Annotated in this window: 17 protein-coding genes; 8 read left to right on the top strand and 9 right to left on the bottom strand. The window is 72.9% G+C overall.

What is annotated here, in order from left to right; genetic code table 11:
- Complete coding sequence (locus tag KUV85_RS13555) at positions 1-1,614, top strand: CotH kinase family protein (RefSeq protein ID WP_219960422.1); 1,614 nt, start codon at positions 1-3, stop codon at positions 1,612-1,614.
- A gap of 163 nt (positions 1,615-1,777) precedes the next feature.
- Here KUV85_RS13555 and KUV85_RS13550 read toward each other — a convergent pair whose 3' ends face one another.
- From KUV85_RS13550 to KUV85_RS13530, 5 genes are all read right to left on the bottom strand, one after another.
- Positions 1,778-3,226, bottom strand: coding sequence for a catalase (locus KUV85_RS13550; protein ID WP_219960421.1), 1,449 nt, complete (start codon positions 3,224-3,226; stop codon positions 1,778-1,780).
- 97 nt (positions 3,227-3,323) lie between these two features.
- Positions 3,324-3,677 (bottom strand): STAS/SEC14 domain-containing protein, encoded by a 354-nt coding sequence (locus KUV85_RS13545; protein WP_219960420.1) that lies wholly within the window; start codon positions 3,675-3,677, stop codon positions 3,324-3,326.
- A gap of 97 nt (positions 3,678-3,774) precedes the next feature.
- On the bottom strand, positions 3,775-4,617 hold the full coding sequence (locus KUV85_RS13540) for an alpha/beta hydrolase family protein (protein WP_219960419.1): 843 nt from the start codon (positions 4,615-4,617) through the stop codon (positions 3,775-3,777).
- A 48-nt stretch (positions 4,618-4,665) separates the two neighbouring features.
- On the bottom strand, positions 4,666-5,931 hold the full coding sequence (locus tag KUV85_RS13535) for an HNH endonuclease signature motif containing protein (protein ID WP_219960418.1): 1,266 nt from the start codon (positions 5,929-5,931) through the stop codon (positions 4,666-4,668).
- A gap of 178 nt (positions 5,932-6,109) precedes the next feature.
- Positions 6,110-6,613, bottom strand: coding sequence for a mycothiol transferase (locus tag KUV85_RS13530; protein ID WP_219960417.1), 504 nt, complete (start codon positions 6,611-6,613; stop codon positions 6,110-6,112).
- 359 nt (positions 6,614-6,972) lie between these two features.
- Here KUV85_RS13530 and KUV85_RS13525 point away from each other — a divergent pair, with 359 nt between their 5' ends.
- From KUV85_RS13525 to KUV85_RS13515, 3 genes are all read left to right on the top strand, one after another.
- Positions 6,973-7,692: a VOC family protein gene (locus tag KUV85_RS13525; protein WP_219960416.1), complete on the top strand. Its 720-nt coding sequence runs from the start codon at positions 6,973-6,975 to the stop codon at positions 7,690-7,692.
- 162 nt (positions 7,693-7,854) lie between these two features.
- Complete coding sequence (locus tag KUV85_RS13520; protein ID WP_219960415.1) at positions 7,855-9,456, top strand: DUF1800 domain-containing protein; 1,602 nt, start codon at positions 7,855-7,857, stop codon at positions 9,454-9,456.
- Between the two features lie 4 nt (positions 9,457-9,460).
- Positions 9,461-10,777, top strand: coding sequence for a DUF1501 domain-containing protein (locus KUV85_RS13515; RefSeq protein WP_219960414.1), 1,317 nt, complete (start codon positions 9,461-9,463; stop codon positions 10,775-10,777).
- A gap of 17 nt (positions 10,778-10,794) precedes the next feature.
- Here KUV85_RS13515 and KUV85_RS13510 read toward each other — a convergent pair whose 3' ends face one another.
- Complete coding sequence (locus tag KUV85_RS13510; RefSeq protein WP_219960413.1) at positions 10,795-12,288, bottom strand: cryptochrome/photolyase family protein; 1,494 nt, start codon at positions 12,286-12,288, stop codon at positions 10,795-10,797.
- A gap of 111 nt (positions 12,289-12,399) precedes the next feature.
- On the opposite strand from KUV85_RS13510, the gene KUV85_RS13505 reads away from it, so the two are divergent.
- Entirely contained in the window at positions 12,400-13,794 is a 1,395-nt protein-coding gene (locus tag KUV85_RS13505; protein ID WP_219960412.1) for an AI-2E family transporter, read from the top strand.
- Positions 13,795-13,829: 35 nt separating this feature from the next.
- Here the strand turns inward: KUV85_RS13505 and KUV85_RS13500 are convergent, their stop codons facing one another.
- On the bottom strand, positions 13,830-14,258 hold the full coding sequence (locus KUV85_RS13500) for an SRPBCC family protein (RefSeq protein WP_219960411.1): 429 nt from the start codon (positions 14,256-14,258) through the stop codon (positions 13,830-13,832).
- Between the two features lie 136 nt (positions 14,259-14,394).
- Here KUV85_RS13500 and KUV85_RS13495 point away from each other — a divergent pair, with 136 nt between their 5' ends.
- Positions 14,395-15,969: a DUF1800 domain-containing protein gene (locus tag KUV85_RS13495; RefSeq protein WP_219960410.1), complete on the top strand. Its 1,575-nt coding sequence runs from the start codon at positions 14,395-14,397 to the stop codon at positions 15,967-15,969.
- Between the two features lie 7 nt (positions 15,970-15,976).
- A complete protein-coding gene (locus KUV85_RS13490) occupies positions 15,977-17,242 on the top strand; it encodes a DUF1501 domain-containing protein (RefSeq protein ID WP_219960409.1) in 1,266 nt (421 codons plus the stop codon).
- A 22-nt stretch (positions 17,243-17,264) separates the two neighbouring features.
- Here KUV85_RS13490 and KUV85_RS13485 read toward each other — a convergent pair whose 3' ends face one another.
- The gene (locus KUV85_RS13485) at positions 17,265-18,080 is read right to left on the bottom strand and encodes an alpha/beta fold hydrolase (RefSeq protein WP_219960408.1); all 816 of its coding nucleotides are present in this window, start codon (positions 18,078-18,080) and stop codon (positions 17,265-17,267) included.
- A gap of 58 nt (positions 18,081-18,138) precedes the next feature.
- Between KUV85_RS13485 and KUV85_RS13480 the strand changes: the two genes are divergently transcribed.
- Positions 18,139-18,786: a TetR/AcrR family transcriptional regulator gene (locus tag KUV85_RS13480; RefSeq protein WP_219960407.1), complete on the top strand. Its 648-nt coding sequence runs from the start codon at positions 18,139-18,141 to the stop codon at positions 18,784-18,786.
- Positions 18,787-18,807: 21 nt separating this feature from the next.
- Here KUV85_RS13480 and KUV85_RS13475 read toward each other — a convergent pair whose 3' ends face one another.
- Positions 18,808-20,055, bottom strand: a complete 1,248-nt coding sequence (locus KUV85_RS13475; protein WP_219960406.1) for an FAD-dependent oxidoreductase — start codon at positions 20,053-20,055, stop codon at positions 18,808-18,810.
- Positions 20,056-20,085 lie beyond the last annotated feature (30 nt).

Genomic DNA, 20,085 nt, shown 5'->3' with positions numbered 1-20,085 from the left:
ATGACCGCCCAGCCCTCCCCCTCCCGCCGCGTACGCCGCTGGGTCGCCTCGCTGACCGTGGCGGCGCTCGCCCTGGCCGGTCCGACGGGATGCGCCAGCGTGGAGTCCGCGCTGACCGGCGCCAGCACCTCGACGACGTCGGTCTGGGACGCCAGCTCGGTGCACGAGGTCGCGCTCACCGTGGACGAGGACGAGTTCGCCGCGATGGTGGCGACGTACGCCGACTCCGGCGAGAAGGAATGGGTCAGCGCCGACGTCACCATCGACGGGCAGACCTTCAGCAACGTCGGCATCCGCCTCAAGGGCAACAGCTCGCTGCGCGGCGTCGACGCGGACGCCGATCCGGCCGACCTGCCGTGGCTCATCGACCTGGACAAGTACGTCGACGGGCAGAGCCTGGACGGTTGGGAGCGCTTCGTCGTGCGCTCCAACAACAGCGAGACCGCCCTCAACGAGGCGGTCGCGCTGGACCTGCTGGAGGAGGCGGGGCTGACCACGCAGGAGTCCGTCGCGACGAGCTTCACCGTCAACGGCAGCGACGCGCGGCTGCGGCTGGTGATGCAGGACCTCGACGACCGGTGGACCGAGGCGACCTTCGACGGCGAGGGCACGCTGTACAAGTCCGAGGCCGGGGGCGACTGGTCATACCGCGGCGACGAGGCGACGGCGTACGAGGACGTCTTCGACATCGAGGGCGGCACCGAGGACTACGCGCCGTTGACCCAGTTCCTGCAGTGGCTGGAGGAGTCCTCGGACGAGGAGTTCGCCGACGGGCTGGCCGACCGGCTCGACGTGGAGGCCTTCGCGACCTACCTGGCCTTCGAGGACCTGGTCGGGAACTTCGACGACATCGACGGGCCCGGCAACAACTCCTTCCTGCGCTGGGACGCCGACACGGGCCTGATGACCGTCGTGGCGTGGGACCACAACCTCGCCTTCGGCGGCTTCGGCGGCATGGGTGGCGAGCGCGGTCCCGGCGGTCCCGGCGGCACCGAGGACGGGGAGCGTCCGGAGGTGCCGGAGGGCTTCGAACCGCCGACCGACGGCGAGATGCCCGACATGCCCGAGGGCTTCGAGCCACCGACCGACGGCGAGATGCCCGACATGCCCGAGGGCTTCGAGCCACCGACCGACGGCGAGATGCCCGACATGCCCGAGGGCTTCGAGCCACCGACCGACGGCGAGATGCCCGACATGCCCGAGGGCTTCGAGCCACCGACCGACGGCGAGATGCCCGACATGCCCGAGGGCTTCGAGCCACCGACCGACGGCGAGATGCCCGACATGCCCGAGGGCTTCGAGCCACCGACCGACGGCGAGATGCCCGGCGGCGGGATGCGCGGCGGGCCCGGCGGCTCGAACGTCCTGGTCGAACGCTTCCAGGACAACGAGGAGTTCGCCGCCCTCTACGACGAGGCCGTCGAGCGGCTCCAGGCCGAGCTGTACGACGACGGCACGGCGCAGGGGATCCTCGATGACTGGACGACGCTGCTCACCGAGCAGGCGGGCGACCTGGTCGACGAGGCCACGGTGGCCGAGGAGGCCGACCAGGTGGCGTCGTACTTCGACGGGCACGGCGCCACCGAGGACCAGTCGACCGGGGACGACGCCTGATCACTGATCCGGGCACACCTCCCGGCCTTGCTGGTCGAGCCGGGCCGCGACGGAGGAGCGGACCGTGTCGAGACCCGCGGGATCGGTCTCGACACGGCCTCGCTGCGCTCGGCCGGCTCGACCAGCGGCACCGGGCGGTCGGCTGAGGGGGTCAGCCGTGCTGTCAGCGGCCCATCCCGGAGGCGATCCGGTCGCCGATGTCCGGGTCGATGTTGCGCCAGTACTCCAGGGCGCGCTCGAGGATCGGCTCGGAGACGCCGTCGGAGAGGTGCCCGACCACGTTGTCGACCAGCCGCTCGCGCTGGGCGTCGTCCATGACCTCCCGCACGAGGGTGCCGGCCTGGCCGAAGTCGCCGTCGTCCTCGCGCAGCGTGTAGGCCTGCCGGACCATCTCCCCGTCGGCGGCCCAGACGGCCGTCTCGGGGTAGTGCTCCGGGTCGGCGTGCGGGCCGCCGTAGGAGTTGGGGGCGTAGACCGGGTCGGTGACGTTCTCCACCCGCATGGCGCCGTCCTTGGAGTAGCTGTGGACGGGCGCCTTGGGACGGTTGACCGGGATCTGCTGGTAGTTGACCCCGAGCCGGGCGCGGTGGGCGTCGGCGTAGGAGAAGCCGCGCGCCAGCAGCATCTTGTCGGGGCTCAGCCCGGTGCCGGGCACCATGTTGTTGGGCTGGAACGCCGCCTGCTCCATCTCGGTGTGGTAGTCGGTGACGTTGCGGTTGAGCGTCATCGTGCCGACCTTGATCAGCGGGTAGTCCCCGTGCGGCCACACCTTGGTGAGGTCGAACGGGTTGATCCGGTAGGTCTTCGCCTCCTCGTAGGGCATCACCTGCACGTAGAGCGTCCAGCTGGGGTGGTTGCCCTGCTCGATCGCGTCGTACAGGTCGCGCTGGTGTGCGTCGCCGTCGGCACCGGCCAGGTGGTCGGCGTCGTCCTGGGTGAGGAAGTCGATGCCCTGGTCGGTCTTGAAGTGGTACTTGACCCAGAACCGCTCGCCCTGCGCGTTGACCCACATGTAGGTGTGGCTGGAGTAGCCGTTCATGTGGCGCCAGGTCTTGGGGATGCCGCGGTCGCCCATCAGCCACGTGACCTGGTGGGCCGACTCCGGCGAGAGGGTCCAGAAGTCCCACTGCATGTCGTGGTCGCGCAGGTTCGTGTCCGCGCGACGCTTCTGGGACCGGATGAAGTGCTGGAACTTCATCGGGTCGCGGAGGAAGAAGACGGGCGTGTTGTTGCCGACCAGGTCGAAGTTCCCCTCGGAGGTGTAGAACTTCAGCGAGAACCCGCGGGGGTCACGCCACGTGTCCGGGCTGCCCCGCTCGCCGGCCACCGTGGAGAACCGGGCCAGCATGTCGGTCTGCGTGCCGGGCTGGAACACCGCGGCCTTGGTGTAGGCGCTGACGTCATCGGTGACCTCGAAGGTGCCGAAGGCACCGCCGCCCTTGGCGTGCGGCTGCCGCTCCGGGATGCGCTCCCGGTTGAAGGCGGCCATCTGCTCGATCAGGTAGTGGTCGTTGAGGACGATCGGGCCGTCGGGGCCCACGGTCAGCGAGTGCTCGTCGCTGCTGACCGGGATGCCCGCATCGGTGGTGGTGGGATTCTGCTCGCTGGCCATGGTGTGGCGCCTCCTCGTCGGGGCTGGTTGCGTCCTGGTTCCGACCCTGCACCCTTTTCTTGAATTGTTCAAGGGACGGGTGCAGGGCCGGACGACCTCACGAGGTCAGCCAGGCGACCGCGTCGTCGCGGGTGTCGAAGGAGCGCACCTCGAGCTTCGTGGCGTCACTGATGCTGCCCAGCAGCTTGTCCAGCAGGCCGCTGTCGGCGACCACGCCGACGCGCTCGACGTCACTGAGCACGCGCGTCGCCTTCAGGTCCTCCCAGACCGCCTTGGGCTCGACACGGCCCACGTCGACGCCGGCGTAGTCCAGCAGCAGACGTGCCGACCCGTGGTCGGCGACGGCGCGGTCGATGACGTCCTGGGCCGCCTTCTGCTCGTCGGCGCTGATGGCGCCGTCGACGGTGAGGCTCACGACGTTGGTGCCCTCGATCGTCGATGCTTCCAGCACGGGATCCTCCTCGTGGATTCGGGTTCCTACGAGGCCCTCGTACCCACTCGCGGCGGATCCATGCATCGGCGACCGGCCGAGAGGGGGTCGCCGGCCCTCAGACGAGCTCGTCGAGGAGTTCGCGCGTCTGCCGCCAGGCGCCGCTGCCCGGGTCGATGAGGGTGAAGTGGTCGCCGTCGACCTCGGTGAGCGTGGCGTCGGCGCCGGCGTCGGTCGCGGCGTCGACGTACGCCGTGGACTGGGAGAGCGGCACGTTGCCGTCGCTGCTGCCGTGGATGCAGCGCACGGGGACGTCGAGCGGGACCTGGCTGAGGGGGTCGACGGTGGCGAACTGTGCCTCGAGGTCGTCGCCCATCAGGCCCTGGACGGCACCGCCGCCCAGCGACTGGTCGACGGCGGAGCGGAGGTCGAGGACGCCCGCCTGGGAGACGGCTCCCGTCACGGGGACGGTGGCGTCGGTCCAGCGCTCCGACCGCTGGCGAGCAGCCGCCCACACGCCGAGGTGGCCACCGGCGGAGTGGCCGAGCGTGATGACGCGGGAGGTGTCGAGGTCCTCGACGTCGGCGAGGGCGTCGATGCCGGCGGAGACGTCGTCGAAGGTGGCCGGCCAGCCGCCGCCGTTGCCGACGCGCCGGTACTCCAGGTTCGCAGCCGTCCAACCGTCATCGACGAGCGAGGCGGCCAGTGGTCGTCCGAGGGAGAGGTCGAACTGGGCGAGCCAGAATCCGCCGTGGATCACCACGACCACGCCCCGGGACGTGCCCTGCGGCCGGGTCAGCTCGAGGAACTGCGCGGGGTCCTCGCCGTAGGCGATCGTCTCCGTCGCGCCGGCGCCGTTCGTCGGCGGCGTGCTCGACCCGGTCGGGCCGGTGGTCGAGCGAGAGCAGCCGGCCAGCAGCAGTGCGGCGCTGCCGCTGAGCAGGGTTCGTCGGTGGAGCACACCCCATGCGTATCCCACCGGACCAAGGGTCGGGAGTCCACGGGTCCGCTACTGGCGCCGGTGGAATCGGAGGTCGCCGTCGGGGAGCGTGTCGGTGCGGTAGGTCGGGTCGTGGGCCCGATGGTGATGGTGGGAGCACAGGAGTACGCCGTCGGCGAGGTCGGTGGATCCCCCGTCTGCCCAGGGGCGTCGGTGGTGGGCCTCGCACCAGGTGGCGGGGACGGTGCAGCCCTCGGCGCGGCAGCGGCGGTCCCGCAGTCGGAGCGCCCTGCGCTGGGCGGGAGTGAAGAGGCGACGGGCGCGGCCGAGGTCGAGTGGCGCGGAGTCGCCGCCGAGGACGACCGGGATGATCCTGGCGGTGCAGGCCAACCGGCGTGCGGTGTCGGCGGTCAGGCCGGGACCGGAGTCGAGGTCGGCGTCGACGAGGCCGGCCGTGGCGAGGTCGGTGCGGAGCTGGTCGAGCGTGAGGGTGACCATGACCGTCGTGGCGTCCCCGCCGTGGTGGGGCAACTGGGCCGGGTCGAGGTGCTCCAGGAGCGCAGCGAACGCGTGGGCGTGGGCCCGGTGCTGCGGCACCCGGTCGCAGCCCTGCTGGTCCAGCCTTGCCTGCGCACTCTCGCGCCGTGGCGAGGTGAACGCCTCGAGGTAGGTGGTGAGGCGGTCGGCGACCTGGTCGGGCAGCAGCCCGGTGATCCGCGTGGTGCCGTCACCGGTGCGGCGCAGCCGCAGGGATGCCCGCTCCCGCGCCCGCCTTTCCTGCTCGGTGAGGACCGTGGCGTCCTCGGCGTCGGCCACCTCAGGCGCGACGACGTCGAGGATCCGACGTCCCAGGCGCCGCAGTTGGCTGGGACGGAACTGGTCGGCGTACCCCACCAGCGTCTGCTCGGCGGACGTGACCACGTCGGGACCGAGGTGGCCGGGCAGCGCGTCGACGGCGTCGGTGATGACGCGGGCGTGCGCCACTGACACCGCACCGGAGCGCATGCTCTCGGCCACGAGCGTGTGGGATCGGTCCAGGTCGCGGGCGAGCGCGAGGTCGGCCCGCATCGCCCGCGGTTCGGCCTGCGTCCGGTGGGCCAGCCACGCCCCCGCGTCGCGAGCGCCGTGCTCGGCGGCCACGTCGTCGCTGACCGCCAGCACCCGCAACCGCAGCTCGGCCACCTGCGCCTCGGCACGGGCCAGGTCCTCCAGCGCTGCGGCCTTGTCCGCGGCGGCCATGTAGGCCGGCTCCACGTCGGCGACCTCGGCCACCTGGGCGCGCACCGCTGCGGCACAGCCGCGGATCGGGTGCGTCGGCAACAGCGTGAGGGTCATCGAGAAGGCTCCGGGACAGCGGGACTCGTCCAGCGCCCCGCCGGAGGCACCGGATCCCGATGCAATCACGAAACCTTCGAGACTGGTCCCGCCTCCTCCCCCAGCAGGGGCACCGGCCAATGGACCTGTCCCCTACCATACATCTGTTCGAATACGATGACAACCGTCGTTTGGTCGGTCAGCCGGACAGCAGGCCCCGCAGGTAGGCCGCCTGGCCCACGTGCTGCGTGGTGTCGTTGACGACGCTGACCAGCCGGACCCCGAGGGTGACCGGTGGGTCCCAGGCCGCGTCGACGACGCGATCGAGGTCGTCGCCGGCGACGGAGCGCAGGTAGGCGACGGTCCGGTCGTGGGTCGCGTGGTGGTACTCGCGCAGCAGCCCCTCGGGGGCGCGCAGGAGGGCGACCTCGTCGCTGGAGTGGCCGAACCCAATGTCGGCGACGTCGTAGGGCAGGGCGAAGCGATCGGCGTACCGCTCCGCGGTCCACACCTGCTCGCGTCCCGCGACGTCGGCGACGTGGTCGTCCTGCACCCGGGTCAGGTGCCACACCAGCCAGCCGATCGGGTTGGCGTCCGGTCCGACGCGGTGGTGCAGCTGGTCCTCGCTGATGCCGTCCAGGACGGCGTCGACGCCCTGGCGCACCCGTCCGACGGCATCGATGAGCAGCTCTGCTGGCGTCATGGGATCGACGGTACGCCGTGGGGTGCCGCGGGTGCCGCGGTCGCGGTGGTCTCGACACGGCCTCGCTGGCGCTCGACCGGCTCGACCAACAAAGCGGCTCAGGTTCCGGGGGTCTCGACACGGCCTCGCTGACGCTCGACCGGCTCGACCAGCAAGGCGGCTCAGGTTCCGGGGGTCTCGACACGGCCTCGCTGGCGCTCGACCGGCTCGACCAGCAAGGCGACTCCGGCGGCTCGACCAGCAAGGCGACTCGAGCGGCTTGGTGGTCGAGCCGGGACGCGAGGAACGAGCGTCCCGTGTCGAGACCCCCGCAGCGGAACTCCGGTGCGGGTGTCGGCGGGCAGGACTAGCGTGACGACATGTACTTGGAGAACCTCGGGTTCGATGCCGTCGACCCGCACCGGCTGGGCGGCTTCTGGGAGGCGGCGCTCGACTGCTCGCGGCTCACCGACGAGCCCGACATCGTCGAGAGCCGACTCGAGCTGGGCGGCGACCTCTACCTCGACCTGTGCTTCCCGAGGGTGCCGCAGCGACGCACCGAGCCGCTCCGGCTGCACCTGGACCTGGTCGGCGGCGACCGGCAGCAGGAGACGGTCGATGCGTTGCTCGCCCTCGGCGCCCGCCACCTCGACATCGGCCAGGGCGACGTGCCGTGGGTGGTGCTCGCCGACCCCGAGGACAACCCGTTCTGCGTGATGGAGTCCCGCGACGCCTACGTCGACACCGGTCCGATCGCCGCCCTCCCGATGGATTCGGCCGACCCCGACCGCGACGGCGAGCTCTGGGCGGCGCTCTCCGGCTGGACGCCGGTCGACGGCTACGCGCCGGTCAGCCTGCGCCACCCCTCCCGCCGCGGCCCCCTGCTGGAGTTCTGCCCCGAGGAGGGCCCCAAGGGCCCCGAGAAGAACCGGCTCCACCTCGACATCCGACTCGAGCGCGGCGACGACCCCGACGAGGCCGAGCAGCTGATCCTCGCCCACGGCGGCCGCCGCTACGACCACGACTGGGGCGACCTGCCCTGGCAGGTGTACGCCGACGGCTCGGGCAACGAGCTGTGCGTCCTGCCCGCCCCCTCCTGACCCACGTCCCTCCCCGATCGGACACCGCCACCCGGACCGAAATGACCAGCGGGGACGCGCCGTACTCGGGCGGCACCGCCCCGTCGCACCGGGCCACACTGCTGCGTCCGGGTCGTGATCGCCGCGCTCGGGCACCCGAGCAGAGGCGACGGAGGCACCGCGATGACCCACGGGGACGGCACGGCTGTCAGCAGTCCCGCTGACGAGGTCGGCACGCCCGGCCTCACCCGTCGTGGCCTCGCCGCAGCCGCCGTGGGTTCGGTCGGCACCGCGGTGGTCGGCGCCACCGCCGGCGAGGCAGCCGCCGGACGGCGCTACCGCCCCCGCCGCTACCGGGCGACGAAGATCCCCGGCAGCGCGACCCGTCACGCGCTCACCCGCTTCAGCTACGGCTGGACCCCGCAGCTGCAGCGCCAGGTCGCCAAGGCGGGTGGCTTCAACCGCTGGTTCGACCGTCAGCTCTCCGGCTCCTACAGCGACGGCTGGTACCGCACGACCGCCGACTGGTGGCCCACGACCAACGCCTCCCGCGACCGCCTCGTCGGGATGGTCGACAGCGGCGCGCTGTCGTCCTTCTGGCAGGTCGACATCAACTACCAGCGCTGGGTGCTGGCCCGGCGTACGCGCTCGCACCGGCAGGTCCAGGAGCTGATGGCGGAGTTCTGGGAGCACCACTTCCACATCCCCGCCCAGGGGCTGGTCGGCCCCTACCGGGTGTCCTACGGCAAGAAGCTCCGCTCGCTGGCACTGGGCCGCTTCGACGCCCTGCTGCCGGCCGCGGTGCTGCACCCGGCGATGGCGCTCTACCTCAGCAACGCCAACTCCTCACGCAGCGCACCCAACGAGGACCTCGGCCGCGAGCTGCTCGAGCTGCACACCGTCGGCCGCGGCAACTACACCGAGCGCGACGTCCGCGACTCGGCGCGACTGCTCACCGGCTACCGCGTCGACAAGTGGCGCACCTGGCGCTACACCTACGACACGGCGCACCACTGGACCGGACGGGTGTCGATCGTGGGCTTCACCCACCCCAACGCCGCACCGGACGGCCGCGACGCGCTCCGGGCCTACCTGCGCCACCTCGCCCACCACCCCGCCACGGCCCGTCGGATCGCCCACAAGTTGGCCGTCCGGTTCATCTCCGACGACCCGCCCGCGTCGGTCGTGGACATGCTGACGCGGGTCTACCTCGCCAACGACACCCGCATTGCGCCCGTGCTGCGGGCGTTGGTCCGGTCGCCCGCCTTCCGCTCCGCCCGGATGCGCAAGGTGCGCACCCCCGACGAGGACCTCGTCGCCACCTACCGCGCCCTCAACGCCCGGCTGCAGCGCCCGAGGGGCAACTCCGCCGCCGCCGACGGCATCGTGTGGCAGGCCCGCACGCTCGGCAACATGCCGTACGAGTGGGGCAGCCCGGACGGTCGTCCGGACACCGCCGACGCCTGGTCGTCCACCGCACGCTTCCTCGGCTCCCTCGACGTGCACTACATGATGTGCGGCGGCTGGTGGCCCAACGAGCACATCGCCTACCGACGGCGGCGGGCGTGGCTGCCCCGCAAGTCGCTGCGCTTCGCCAAGTTCGTCGACCACCTGTCGCGGCGCATGCTCGGTCGCAGCTCGACCTCCACCATGCTCCAGGCGGCCTGCGAGGCCACCGGCTGCCAGCCGTGGACGGTCATCACCCCGGACCACCGGGTCATGAAGTGGGAGTTGCCGCGGCTGCTCACCGTCTTCCTCGACTCGCCGTACCACATGAAGCGGTGACCTGATGTCCCACGAGACCACCGACCACGCCACCGACCACGCCACCGACAACGCCACCGGCGACGCCTGCGGCTGCCCCGAGTACGCCGCCCTCTCCCGCCGCGGACTGCTGCGCGGCACGCTGCTGGCAGGTGGCGTCGCGGGCGCGTCGGCGAGTGCGATGTTCGGCTCGGCCTTCATGGAGACCTCTTACGCCGCCACCCGGTCCGCGCCGCGCGTGCTGGTGGTGCTGTCGATGCGGGGAGCCGTGGACGGCATGAGCCTGGTGGTGCCGCACGGCGACCCGGTCTATGCCAAGGCGCGCCCACGGATCGCGATCCCCGGCGAGTCACTGCTGGCGGCCAACGGGTTCTTCGGGCTGCACCCGGAGATGGCGCCGCTGCTGCCGCTGTGGCAGTCGGGCAAGGTCGCCGCCGTTCACGCGACCGGGCTTCCGGTGCCCAACCGCTCCCACTTCGCCGCCATGGAGGAGGTCGAGGACGCCGACCCCGGCACCACCCGTCGCGTCGGCTGGCTCAACCGGCTCGTCGGGCGCGACTCCTACGAGCACCCCCTGCAGGCGATCCAGCTGGGCGCGGCCGCACCACCGACCTCCCTCATCGGCCCGAGCCATGTCGCGGCGGTGCAGCAGATCAAGGACATGAAGCTCTCCGGGCACGACAAGTGGGACACCAAGAACCGGCGTCCCCGCTCGATGAACACGATGTGGCGCCGCACCGGCGGCCCGCTCGGTGCGGGAGCACGACGGGCGCTGCGGGCCGTGGACGACTTCGCGCCCGTCCGCAACGGGGCGGCCACCCCGCGCAACGGGGCGTCGTACCCGGGCAACTCGAGCCTGGGCGACGCGCTGGCCGCGGCGGCCCGCACCATCCGGGGCGACGTGGGCGCCGAGGTCATCACCATCGACCACGGGTCGTGGGACCACCACGACAACCTCGGCACCCTGGCCTGGGGACAGATGCAGTCGATGACGCGGGAGTTCTCCCAGGCGCTCGCGGCGTTCTTCACCGACCTGGGCGGACTCGCCTCGAAGGTGACCGTGGTGACGCTCTCGGAGTTCGGCCGCCGCACCCGGGAGAACGCCAACTACGGGCTGGACCACGGCCACGGCAACGTGATGCTGCTGCTGGGGGCCGGCGTCAAGGGCGGGTACTACGGCACCTGGCCGGGACTGACCAACACCGCCGACGCCGACCTGTTGGTCACCACCGACTACCGCAGCGTGCTCGCCGAGGTGATCACGCAGCGCCTCGGGGCCTCGCCGGCCGCGGTCTTCCCCCGCTTCAGCCCCACCCCGGTCGGTGCGGTCCTCTCCCGCTGAGCACCGCACCCCGGGTCTCAGGGTGCCCGGTTGCCGCGCTCGTCCTCCTGCGCGACGAGCGCGTCGAGGTCCGACAGCCGACCCAGGCCGTTGACCGCGCGGCTCATCCGGGGGCTGCCGGCGAAGCGGTCGCGGTGACGGTCCAGGAACCACCAGTAACCGGCCGTGAAGGGACACGCGTCCTCGCCCACCCGCACCTTCGGGTCGAACCGGCACGACCCGCAGTGGTCGGTCATCCGCGCCAGGTAGGCACCGCCCGAGGTGTAGGGCTTGGTCGCCATCGCCCCGCCGTCGGCGTGCTGCGACATGCCGACCACGTTGGGCACCATCACCCAGTCATAGCCGTCGACGAACGCTCGGTGGAACCAGTCGGTGACCTGGCGCGGCGACCAGCCGCGCTGCATCGCGTACGACCCGAGCACCATCAGGCGCGGGATGTGGTGCACCCAACCGTGCTCGGCCACCTGGTCCAGGGTGTGGGAGAGGCAGCGGGCGTCGGTGGCGGCACCGTCGAGCTCGGCGAACCACTTCGGCATCCGCTCGGTCGCGCCCAGCTCGTTGCGCCGCCGGTAGGAGTCACCGAAGTGCCAGTAGAGGTGCCACACGTAGTCCCGCCACCCCAGCACCTGCCGGCAGAACCCCTCGACCGCGGCGATCGGGGCCTCGCCGTCCTGCCACGCACGCTCGGCACGGCGTACGACGTCCAGCGGGTCGAGCAGCCCGAGGTTGAGCGGGACCGAGACCAGCGAGTGCGCCATCCACGGATCCCCCTCGAGGACGGCGTCCTCGTGGGCGCCGAAGTGCGGCAGCCGCTGCTGGGCGAAGTGGTCGAGCGCGGCGAGTGCCTCGCGGCGCGTGGCGGCGAACCGCCGCGGCCCGTCCTCGCCGATGAAGGAGACCAGGCCCTCCGACTCCCACCGGTCGAGGTCCGCCCGCACCTCCTCGTCGACCTCGTCCTCCTCCGGCCACCAGGGCGCGGGCACGCCGAGGGTGTCGGCGCCCCTGGGCGGCGGCTCGCGGTTGTCGTGGTCGAAGTTCCACCGGCCGCCGGCCGGTTCGTCGCCGGCCATCATCACGTCGTGCGCGACGCGGGCGCGGCGGTAGAAGTCCTCCATCAGCAGCCGTTTGCCGCCACGCCCCTCGGCCCACCGCTCGAAGTCCTCGCGCGGCGTCGCGAACCCGCGCGGCGGCAGCACCGTCAGGTCGAGCTCGTCGCCGAGGCGGCGGACCAGCCGGTGCGCGGCGTAGGAGGTGGGGTGGACGACCTCCACGGGACCGTCGGTGACCGAGCGCACGGCCTCGGCGTAGGTGTCGGCCTGCACGTAGGTCATCCGGTCGCCGAACTCGCGGGCGCGGTGGCGCATGGCGCTGAGCACCAGGTGGGCCTTGGCGCGGTGGAACCGCCGCCGGGCCAGTACGTCGCGCGACTCCACCAGCAGCAGCGGGCCGTCGTGGTCGTCGACGAAGTGCGGCCCGAGCTGGTCACCGAAGAGCCACCGCAGCGTCGTCATGCCGCGAGGCTATCCAGCGTGCGTGGCGCGGTCACCGCCCGTTCGACTCCTCCTCGCCGAATCGACGCGCGGCGGATGAACCCTGTCGCCGCGGCGCCGTAGGTTGGTGCCATGACCGAACCGGATCCGCAGGACCGCACGCAGCGGCCCGAGACGCACGAGGCCGCCGAGGAGTCGCGGCCGCCGGACCACGTGACCGGCGCGGACACGGCAACGGACCCGGCGGATGCCGACAGTGACGACCGGGCCGGCGGTGCCGACGATGCCGGTGGTGCCGCCGACGACCCGCGCGCAGCCGGGTCCGGCGAGGCGTCGACGCCGGCCGCGACCGACCGCGTGGACCGCAGCGTCGTCGTCCACGACTGGCTGCGGATGGCCGCGACCGCCGCGTTGCGGCTCATCCTCATCGGGATCACCGTCACCGCCGTGCTGTGGCTGATCGGCCAGTTCTGGGTCGGCGTGCTCCCGATCATCCTGGCACTGATCGTCACCACCGTGCTGTGGCCGCCGGTCGCGTGGCTGCGCCGCCATCGCGTGCCGTCCTCGCTCGCGGCGTTCATCGGCCTGATCGTGCCGTTCGCGATCGTCGGTGGGCTGTTCGCCTCGCTGGCCCCGTCGGTGGTGCGCCAGTCCGCCGACCTGTTCGACCAGGCCTCGCAGGGCCTGCTCGAGCTGCAGCGGTGGGCGCAGGGGCCGCCGGTCAACCTGCGCAACGAGCAGGTCGCCGAGCTGACCGACTCCGTCGTGGGGTGGGCGCAGAGCAGCTCCTCCCAGATCGCCTCCGGCGTCTTCACCGGCGTGGGCGCCGCGACGTCGGCGCTCGTCGCGCTGGTGCTGGTGCTGGTGCTGACGTTCTTCTTCCTCAAGGACGGGCCGCAGTTCCTGCCGTGGATCCGCCGCGTCGCGGGCCGCAACGCGGGCCGCCACCTGACCGAGGCCGGCACCCGCGGGTGGGTGACACTGAGCGGGTTCATCCGCGCCCAGGCGATGGTGAGCGCGTTCGACGCCGTGCTCATCGGCATCGGACTGGTGGTGCTGCAGGTGCCGTTGGCGTTCGTGCTGGCGCTGCTGACGTTCTTCGGCGGCTTCGTCCCGATCGTCGGCGCCTTCGCCGTGGGTGCGCTGGCGGTGCTCGTGGCGCTGGTCGGCAACGGCTGGGGCACGGCGTTGGCCGTCCTGGTGATCATCGTGGTGGTGCAGCAGGTGGAGAGCAACGTGCTGCAGCCCTTCCTGCAGGGTCGCACCATGCAGCTGCACGCCGGGATCATCCTGATCGCGGTCGCCTCGGGCGGCACCCTGTTCGGCATCATGGGCGCCTTCCTGGCCGTGCCCGTCGCGGCGGTCGCCGCCTCGGTGCTGCGCTACGGCAGCGAGCAGATCGACCTGCGCACCGGCGAGCTCGCGCCGGAGGACGTGACGCCGCTGACGCCGGAGGGTGCCGAGGTCAACGCGCAGGCCGCCCGCCGCTCGGCGGTCTACCGCCTCAAGGACCACGCGGTCGACTGACGGCGTACGCCGCCGGCCCGCCGGGGCGCGCCGGCTCAGAGCTTCTCGAGCGCGTCCCGCAGGCCGACCTCAGCCTCGTCGCCGAGCTTGGTGAAGGCGCCGCGGATGAACGGCTCGGCCAGCCGCAGCACGCCCTTGAGGCGGATGTCGGCGGTGTAGGTGACGCGGCAGCCGTGCTCGGTCGGCTCGATCTCCATCACGTCCACGGCGGTGGCGCTCTTGCCCTCACCGTGGAGCTCGATGCGCCGGCCGGGGTCGAGGTCGACGACCTCGTAGGTGAGCTCGGTGCGGCGTCCGTTGAACTCCGAGACGTTGTCGTAGGTCGTCCCCACACCGCCGTCGCCGGAGGCCCGGGTGGTCTCCACCGTCCCGGGGTCCCACTCGTTGGTGGTGGTGAAGTCGCTGAGGTAGGCGTAGACGGCGTCGGGGCTCGCGGTCGTCGCGACCGATCGGCTGATCTTCATGGGCCCACGGTAGTCAGCACCCGGTCGCCGCGGGGTGGGACGGCCGGGAGCCCGCGACCGCCGGTTACAGTGCTGCGACTGGGGGATTCGTCGGCTCGGCGGCGCGCCTCCCGCTCCGACGCGCCGAGGTCTGCCGATGCTCCCTGCCGAACCCTCCCGGCGCCGGGCCTTGACCCGGCGCGGGTTCGGCGTGGCCGCGGCCGGCACGGCCGTCGTCGCCGGGAGCGTCCTCGAACGGGCCGAGGCCGGGCCCTACCGTCCCCACTCCCACGTCGCCACGGCGGTCCCGGACCCCGCCACGCGCCACGCGCTCACCCGCTTCAGCTACGGCTGGACGCCCGAACTGCAGGAGCGCGTGGAGCGCGCCGGCGGGTTCCGTGCGTGGTTCGAGGCGCAGCTGACCGACGACGCGACCGACGCCGACGACGAGTGGTACGCCGCCACCGCCGCCTGGTGGCCCACCGTCACCGCCTCGCACACCGAGCTCGCCGACCGGGTCCGCAGCGGGGACCTCCCCTCCTTCTGGCACGTCGACATCGACTACCAGCGGTGGGCGCTGGCGCGACGCATCCACGGCGAGCAGCAGGTCTGGGAGATGATGGCGGAGTTCTGGGAGCACCACTTCCACGTGCCCGCCGAGGGCCTCGTCGGGCCCCACCGGCCGGCGTACGGCCGGGAGCTGCGGCGGCTCGCCCTCGGGCGGTTCGACGAGCTGCTGGCGGCCGCGATCCTGCACCCGGCGATGGCGCTCTACCTGAGCAACGCCAACTCGCTCAAGGACGCGCCGAACGAGGACCTCGGCCGCGAGCTGCTCGAGCTGCACACCGTCGGCCGGGGGCACTACGACGAGGCGGACGTCCGGGCCTCGGCGCTGCTGCTGACCGGCCACCGCGTCGACAAGTGGCGCACGTGGGACCACGCCTACGACCCGGCGAGCCACTGGACCGGTGCGGTGCGGGTCATGGACTTCACCCACGACAACGCCGAGGCCGACGGCACCGCGGCGGTGTCGGCGTACCTGCGCCACCTGGCGCGACACCCGGCGACGGCCGAGCGGATCGCCCGCAAGCTGGCGGTGCGGTTCATCGGCGACGAGCCGTCCGCGGCGGTGGTGGCGCGCCTCGCGGAGACCTACCTCGACCACGACACCGCGATCGCACCGGTGCTGCGGGTGCTGGTCGACACCGGGGAGTTCCGCGCCGCCGATCAGGCCAAGGTCCGCACCTCCGACGAGGACGTGGTCGCCACCTACCGTGCCCTCGGCGCCCGCCTGGCGGCGCCGATCAGCGACGCCTCCGCCGCGCAGGGAACGGTGTGGCAGGCCAAGGACCTCGGCAACTACCCCTTCGGCTGGGGGACGCCGGACGGCCGGCCGGACGACGGGCTCGCCTGGTCCTCCACGGCACGGTTCCTCGCCTCGCTGGACCTGCACCAGCAGATGGCGGCCCGGGCATGGCCCACCGAGGCGATCACCCACCGGGAGCCGACGTCGTGGCTGCCCGAGCGGGCCCTGCGCTTCGGTGCGCTGGTCGACCACCTGTCGCGGACCCTGCTCGGTCTCCGGTCGACGTCGGTGCTGCTGCGTGCGGCGTGTGAGGCGACCGGGTGCGAGCCGTCGACGATCATCACCGCCGACCACCGGGTGGCGGACGAGGGGATGCCGCTGCTGCTGACCGTGCTCCTCGACTCCCCCGCCCACATGGAGCGGTGAAGCGCCCGTGACCGACCACCCGACCGACGCCGGCGGATCCTGCGGCTGCCCGGAGTACGCCGCCCTCTCCCGCCGCGGACTGCTGCGCGGGGCACTGCTCGGCGGGTCGACGACGGCGATGGTCGGCACCGCCTTCATGGAGACCTCCTACGCCGCCACGCGCTCGGCCCCACAGGTGCTGGTCGTGCTCTCGATGCGGGGCGCCGTGGACGGGATGAGCCTGGTCGTGCCGCACGGCGACCCCGTGTACGCCGCCGCCCGGCCCACGATCGCCGTGCCGGGCGAGCAGCTGCTGGCTTCCGACGGCTTCTTCGGGCTGCACCCCCACCTCGCACCGCTGCTGCCGCTGTGGGACGCCGGCCGGGTGGCCGCCGTCCACGCCACCGGGCTGCCCACGCCCAACCGGTCCCACTTCGCGGCGATGGAGGCCGTCGAGGACGCCGACCCCGGCACCACCGACCGGGTCGGCTGGCTCAACCGGCTGGTGGGTCGCGACCGCGCGGCCCATCCGCTGCGCGGGGTCCAGCTCGGCTCGGCGACCGTGCCGACCTCGCTGCTCGGGCCGCGTCCGGTCACCGCGGCGCGCACCATCGAGGACATGCGGCTCCTGGGCGACGAGCCCGGGCCGGGGAGCCGGACCCGGTCGATCGCCACGACCTGGGGTGATGCCCCGGGGCCGCTCGGCGACGGCGCGCGGCGGGCGTTGGAGGTGGTCGACGCCTTCACCCCCGTGCGGGAGGGCGACCCCGCGCCGCGGCACCGGGCGGCGTACCCGGAGAACTCGAGCCTGGGCCTCGCGCTGGCCGCGGCAGCACGCACCATCCGCGGGGACCTGGGGGCGGAGATCATCACCATCGACCACGGCTCGTGGGACCATCACGACAATCTCGGCACGCTGGCGTGGGGGCGCATGCAGGAGATGACGACGGAGTTCGCGACCGCGCTGGCGGCGTTCTTCACCGACCTGGGGCCGCTCGCGGAACGCGTCACCGTGGTGACGCTCTCGGAGTTCGGCCGCCGCACCAAGGAGAACGACAACTACGGGCTCGACCACGGCCACGGCAACGTGATGCTGCTGCTGGGCGCCGGCGTGCGGGGTGGCTACTACGGCACCTGGCCGGGGCTGACCGACAGTGTCGAGGACGACCTGCTCGTCACCACCGACTACCGCAGTGTGCTCTCGGAGGTCATCAGCCATCGGCTCGGTGCCTCGCCGGCCGCGATCTTCCCGCGCTTCTCGCCCGAGCCGATCGGCGCGGTGCGGGCGACCTGAACCGGCCCGGTGCCGGAGTCGCTCACTCGACCGGGTCGCGGAACCGCTCCACCAGCTCGGGGAGGAGCACCTTCGCATCGACCAGGTGGTCCTGGCCCGGCAGCACGGCGGTGGTGGCGTCCGGGATCGCCGACGTCAGCGTCGCGGCGACCGTGTGGAGCTCGGCCGGGCTGCGCTCACCGACCACGACGTGCACCGGCACCCGGACCGAGGAGGCCACGTCGACGGGCGGCAGGTCGGCGGTGAGCGCCATGTCGTAGCGCAGCGTCGGCGCCAGGGCCCGCATCCGGCGCCACCCGGGCATCAACGGCAACAGCGCGACGAAGGCGCGCGGCATGCCGATCCCGACCAGGAAGCACCGCAGCGCCGCGGCGTGGCGACCCCGGTCCAGGAGCGCCTCCACGCGGTCGCACAGGACGGCGTACTCCGCGCGCTGGGCGGCGTCGCCGGCCCACGGGGCGTCGTAGAGCACCACGCCGCGGACCTTGTCCCCCAACCGGGCGGCGGCGTGCAGCGCGAGGACGGCGCCCGAGGAGTGGCCGTGCAGGTAGGCGGTGCCGCCGACGGCATCGATCATCGCCTCGATGTCCTCGACCTCCCGCTCGACCGACCACGGCGCGGTGTCCCCGGAGTCTCCGCGACCGCGGCGGTCGTAGGTGACCACCCGGAACGCCGTCGCGAAGGTGGCGACGTCCTTGACGACCGGTGGGAAGCGCCGCGAGCAGATGGCACCGGTGACGTGGACCAGGGGCGGCCCCTCCCCCACGATCTCGTGGGCCAGCAGCGTGCCGTCCGCGGACGCTGCATGGGCGGGGACGTCGCGGTGGGATCGGGGCACGACAGCTCCTTTTTGGACCGAAGAGTCTGGAAACTAGGAACAATCTAGACTGGGCGGTATGACGCGTCAACCCGTCCCCGCTGCGGCACCATCGCGCCCCACCTCTCGCCGCAAGCGCGAGGCCGTGCTCGCCGCCGCGGAGGAGGCATTCCTCGGGGGCGACTACGGGGCCGTCACCATCGACGACATCGCCGAGCGCTCAGGCGTGGCGAAGCAGACGGTCTACGCCTACTTCGGCAGCAAGCAGGGGTTGTTCCTCGAGCTGGTCACGACGATGACCACCGAGACCGGCGATCGGGTCGACGCCGAGCGCCTGGAGGTCACGTCCGCAGCAGACGTGCCCCCGGCCCTGACCGCCCTGCTGGACCGGCAGCTCGCCGCGGTCCTGACGCCGCGGATCGTGCAGCTGCGGCGCCTGGTGATCGGCGAGGCCCACCGGTTCCCCGACCTCGCGCACGCCCTCGCGCACCACGGCCCGTCTCGGGCGATCGAGTCCCTCGCCACGCACCTCGCCGACCTCGACCGGCGCGGCCTCCTCGCGGTGCCGGACGCCCCGACCTCCGCCGGCTTCCTCAACTGGCTGGTGATGGGTGGACCGATCAACGAGGCGATGTTCCACGGGGCGGAGGCCCTCCCCGCCGCCGCTGCGCGGACCGAGCACGTGCGTCGCGCGGTCGACCTGTTCGTCGCTGCCCACCGACCGTGAACCGACGTCCCTGCGAGGGCGTCAGGTGGCCGTGCGGCCGAGCGCGCGGCGTACGGCGTCGGCGGTACGCCGGCCAGACACCAGGGCGCCCTGGATCGAGGGGGTGTCGCGGTGGTCCCCGCACACGAACCGCCCGTCCCCCAGGGCGACGGGTTGGCGCAGCGACTGCCCGGCCGGGTGCGTGGGCAGGGCGTGGGTGATGACGTCGCTGCGCAGCAGCTCCCAGCGCGTGGGGTCGTCGCCGAGCAGGCGGGCGGCCTGGGCGCGGGCCTCGGCCTCGGCGGTGGCCTCGGGGTGGGTGCCGACGGCGGTGGCGGCGACCAGCGCCCTGCCGACGGGGGCGTAGGTCGGGGCGGCGTTGCTGACCACGACGGTGTTGGCCAGCGGACCGTCGCGGTCGCCGTCGACGTGGAGCAGGGCGGAGGAGTGCGGGGCCTCCTCGGCGGCGTACCACCAGGTCGTGAGTGCGCGCATCGCCGATCCGGGTGCGCCGAGGTCGGTGGCCGCCACGCCGTCGACGGCGGAGACGACCGCCCGGGCGCGGATCGACCCCTGGTCGGTGTCGACGCCGCCGCCGGTCAGGCCGGTGACGCGTACGCCGAGGTGGAGCGTGTCGGGGGCCAGCTTCGCGGCGAGCTGGTCCGGCATCGCCTGCATGCCCTGCGACGGCACCGCGGGGGTGCCGCGGACGAAGGCCCGCAGCAGCAGCGACACCATCCGCTGCGAGGACTGCAGCTCCTCCTCGGCGAGGACGCCGGAGAGGAAGGGTCGCAGGGCGCGGTCGGTCAGGTCGCCGTCGAGCCCCCGCGCCCGCAGCTCGTCGACGAACGGGCGGTCCGCGGCGGCGCGGACGCGGGAGGCGGGACCGAGTCCGACCGGTCCGAGCCACCGCAGCAGGGCGAGCTTCTGGCGCAGCGTGCCCACCGGTGCGGTGAGGTCGGCCGGCAGCGACCGCGGCAGCCGGCGCGGATCCCCCAACAGATGCCGATCGTCGCCGGACGCCACGACGAGACCGGCGTCGAAGGACTGCAGGACGAGGGCGTCGAGGTCCAGCAGCGCCTGCGCCTCCGGGTAGGCGGGGTTGAGCAGCTGGAAGCCGCGGTCGAGCCGGTAGCCGTCCACGACGTCGGTGCGGACCCGGCCGCCCACGCCGTCGGACTGCTCGACCAGGACGGTCTCGATGCCGGCCTGCTGGAGCCGGGTGGCGGCCGCGAGCCCGGCCAGCCCGGCGCCGACCACGACGACGTCGGCGGTGTTGGGGAGAGCCACGGCGTCGAACCTACCCGAGCGGCCGGAGCC

This window comes from Nocardioides panacisoli, from assembly GCF_019448235.1.
Taxonomy (GTDB): Bacteria; Actinomycetota; Actinomycetes; order Propionibacteriales; family Nocardioidaceae; genus Nocardioides; species Nocardioides panacisoli_A.
This window is presented reverse-complemented; position numbering and strand designations above follow the sequence as displayed.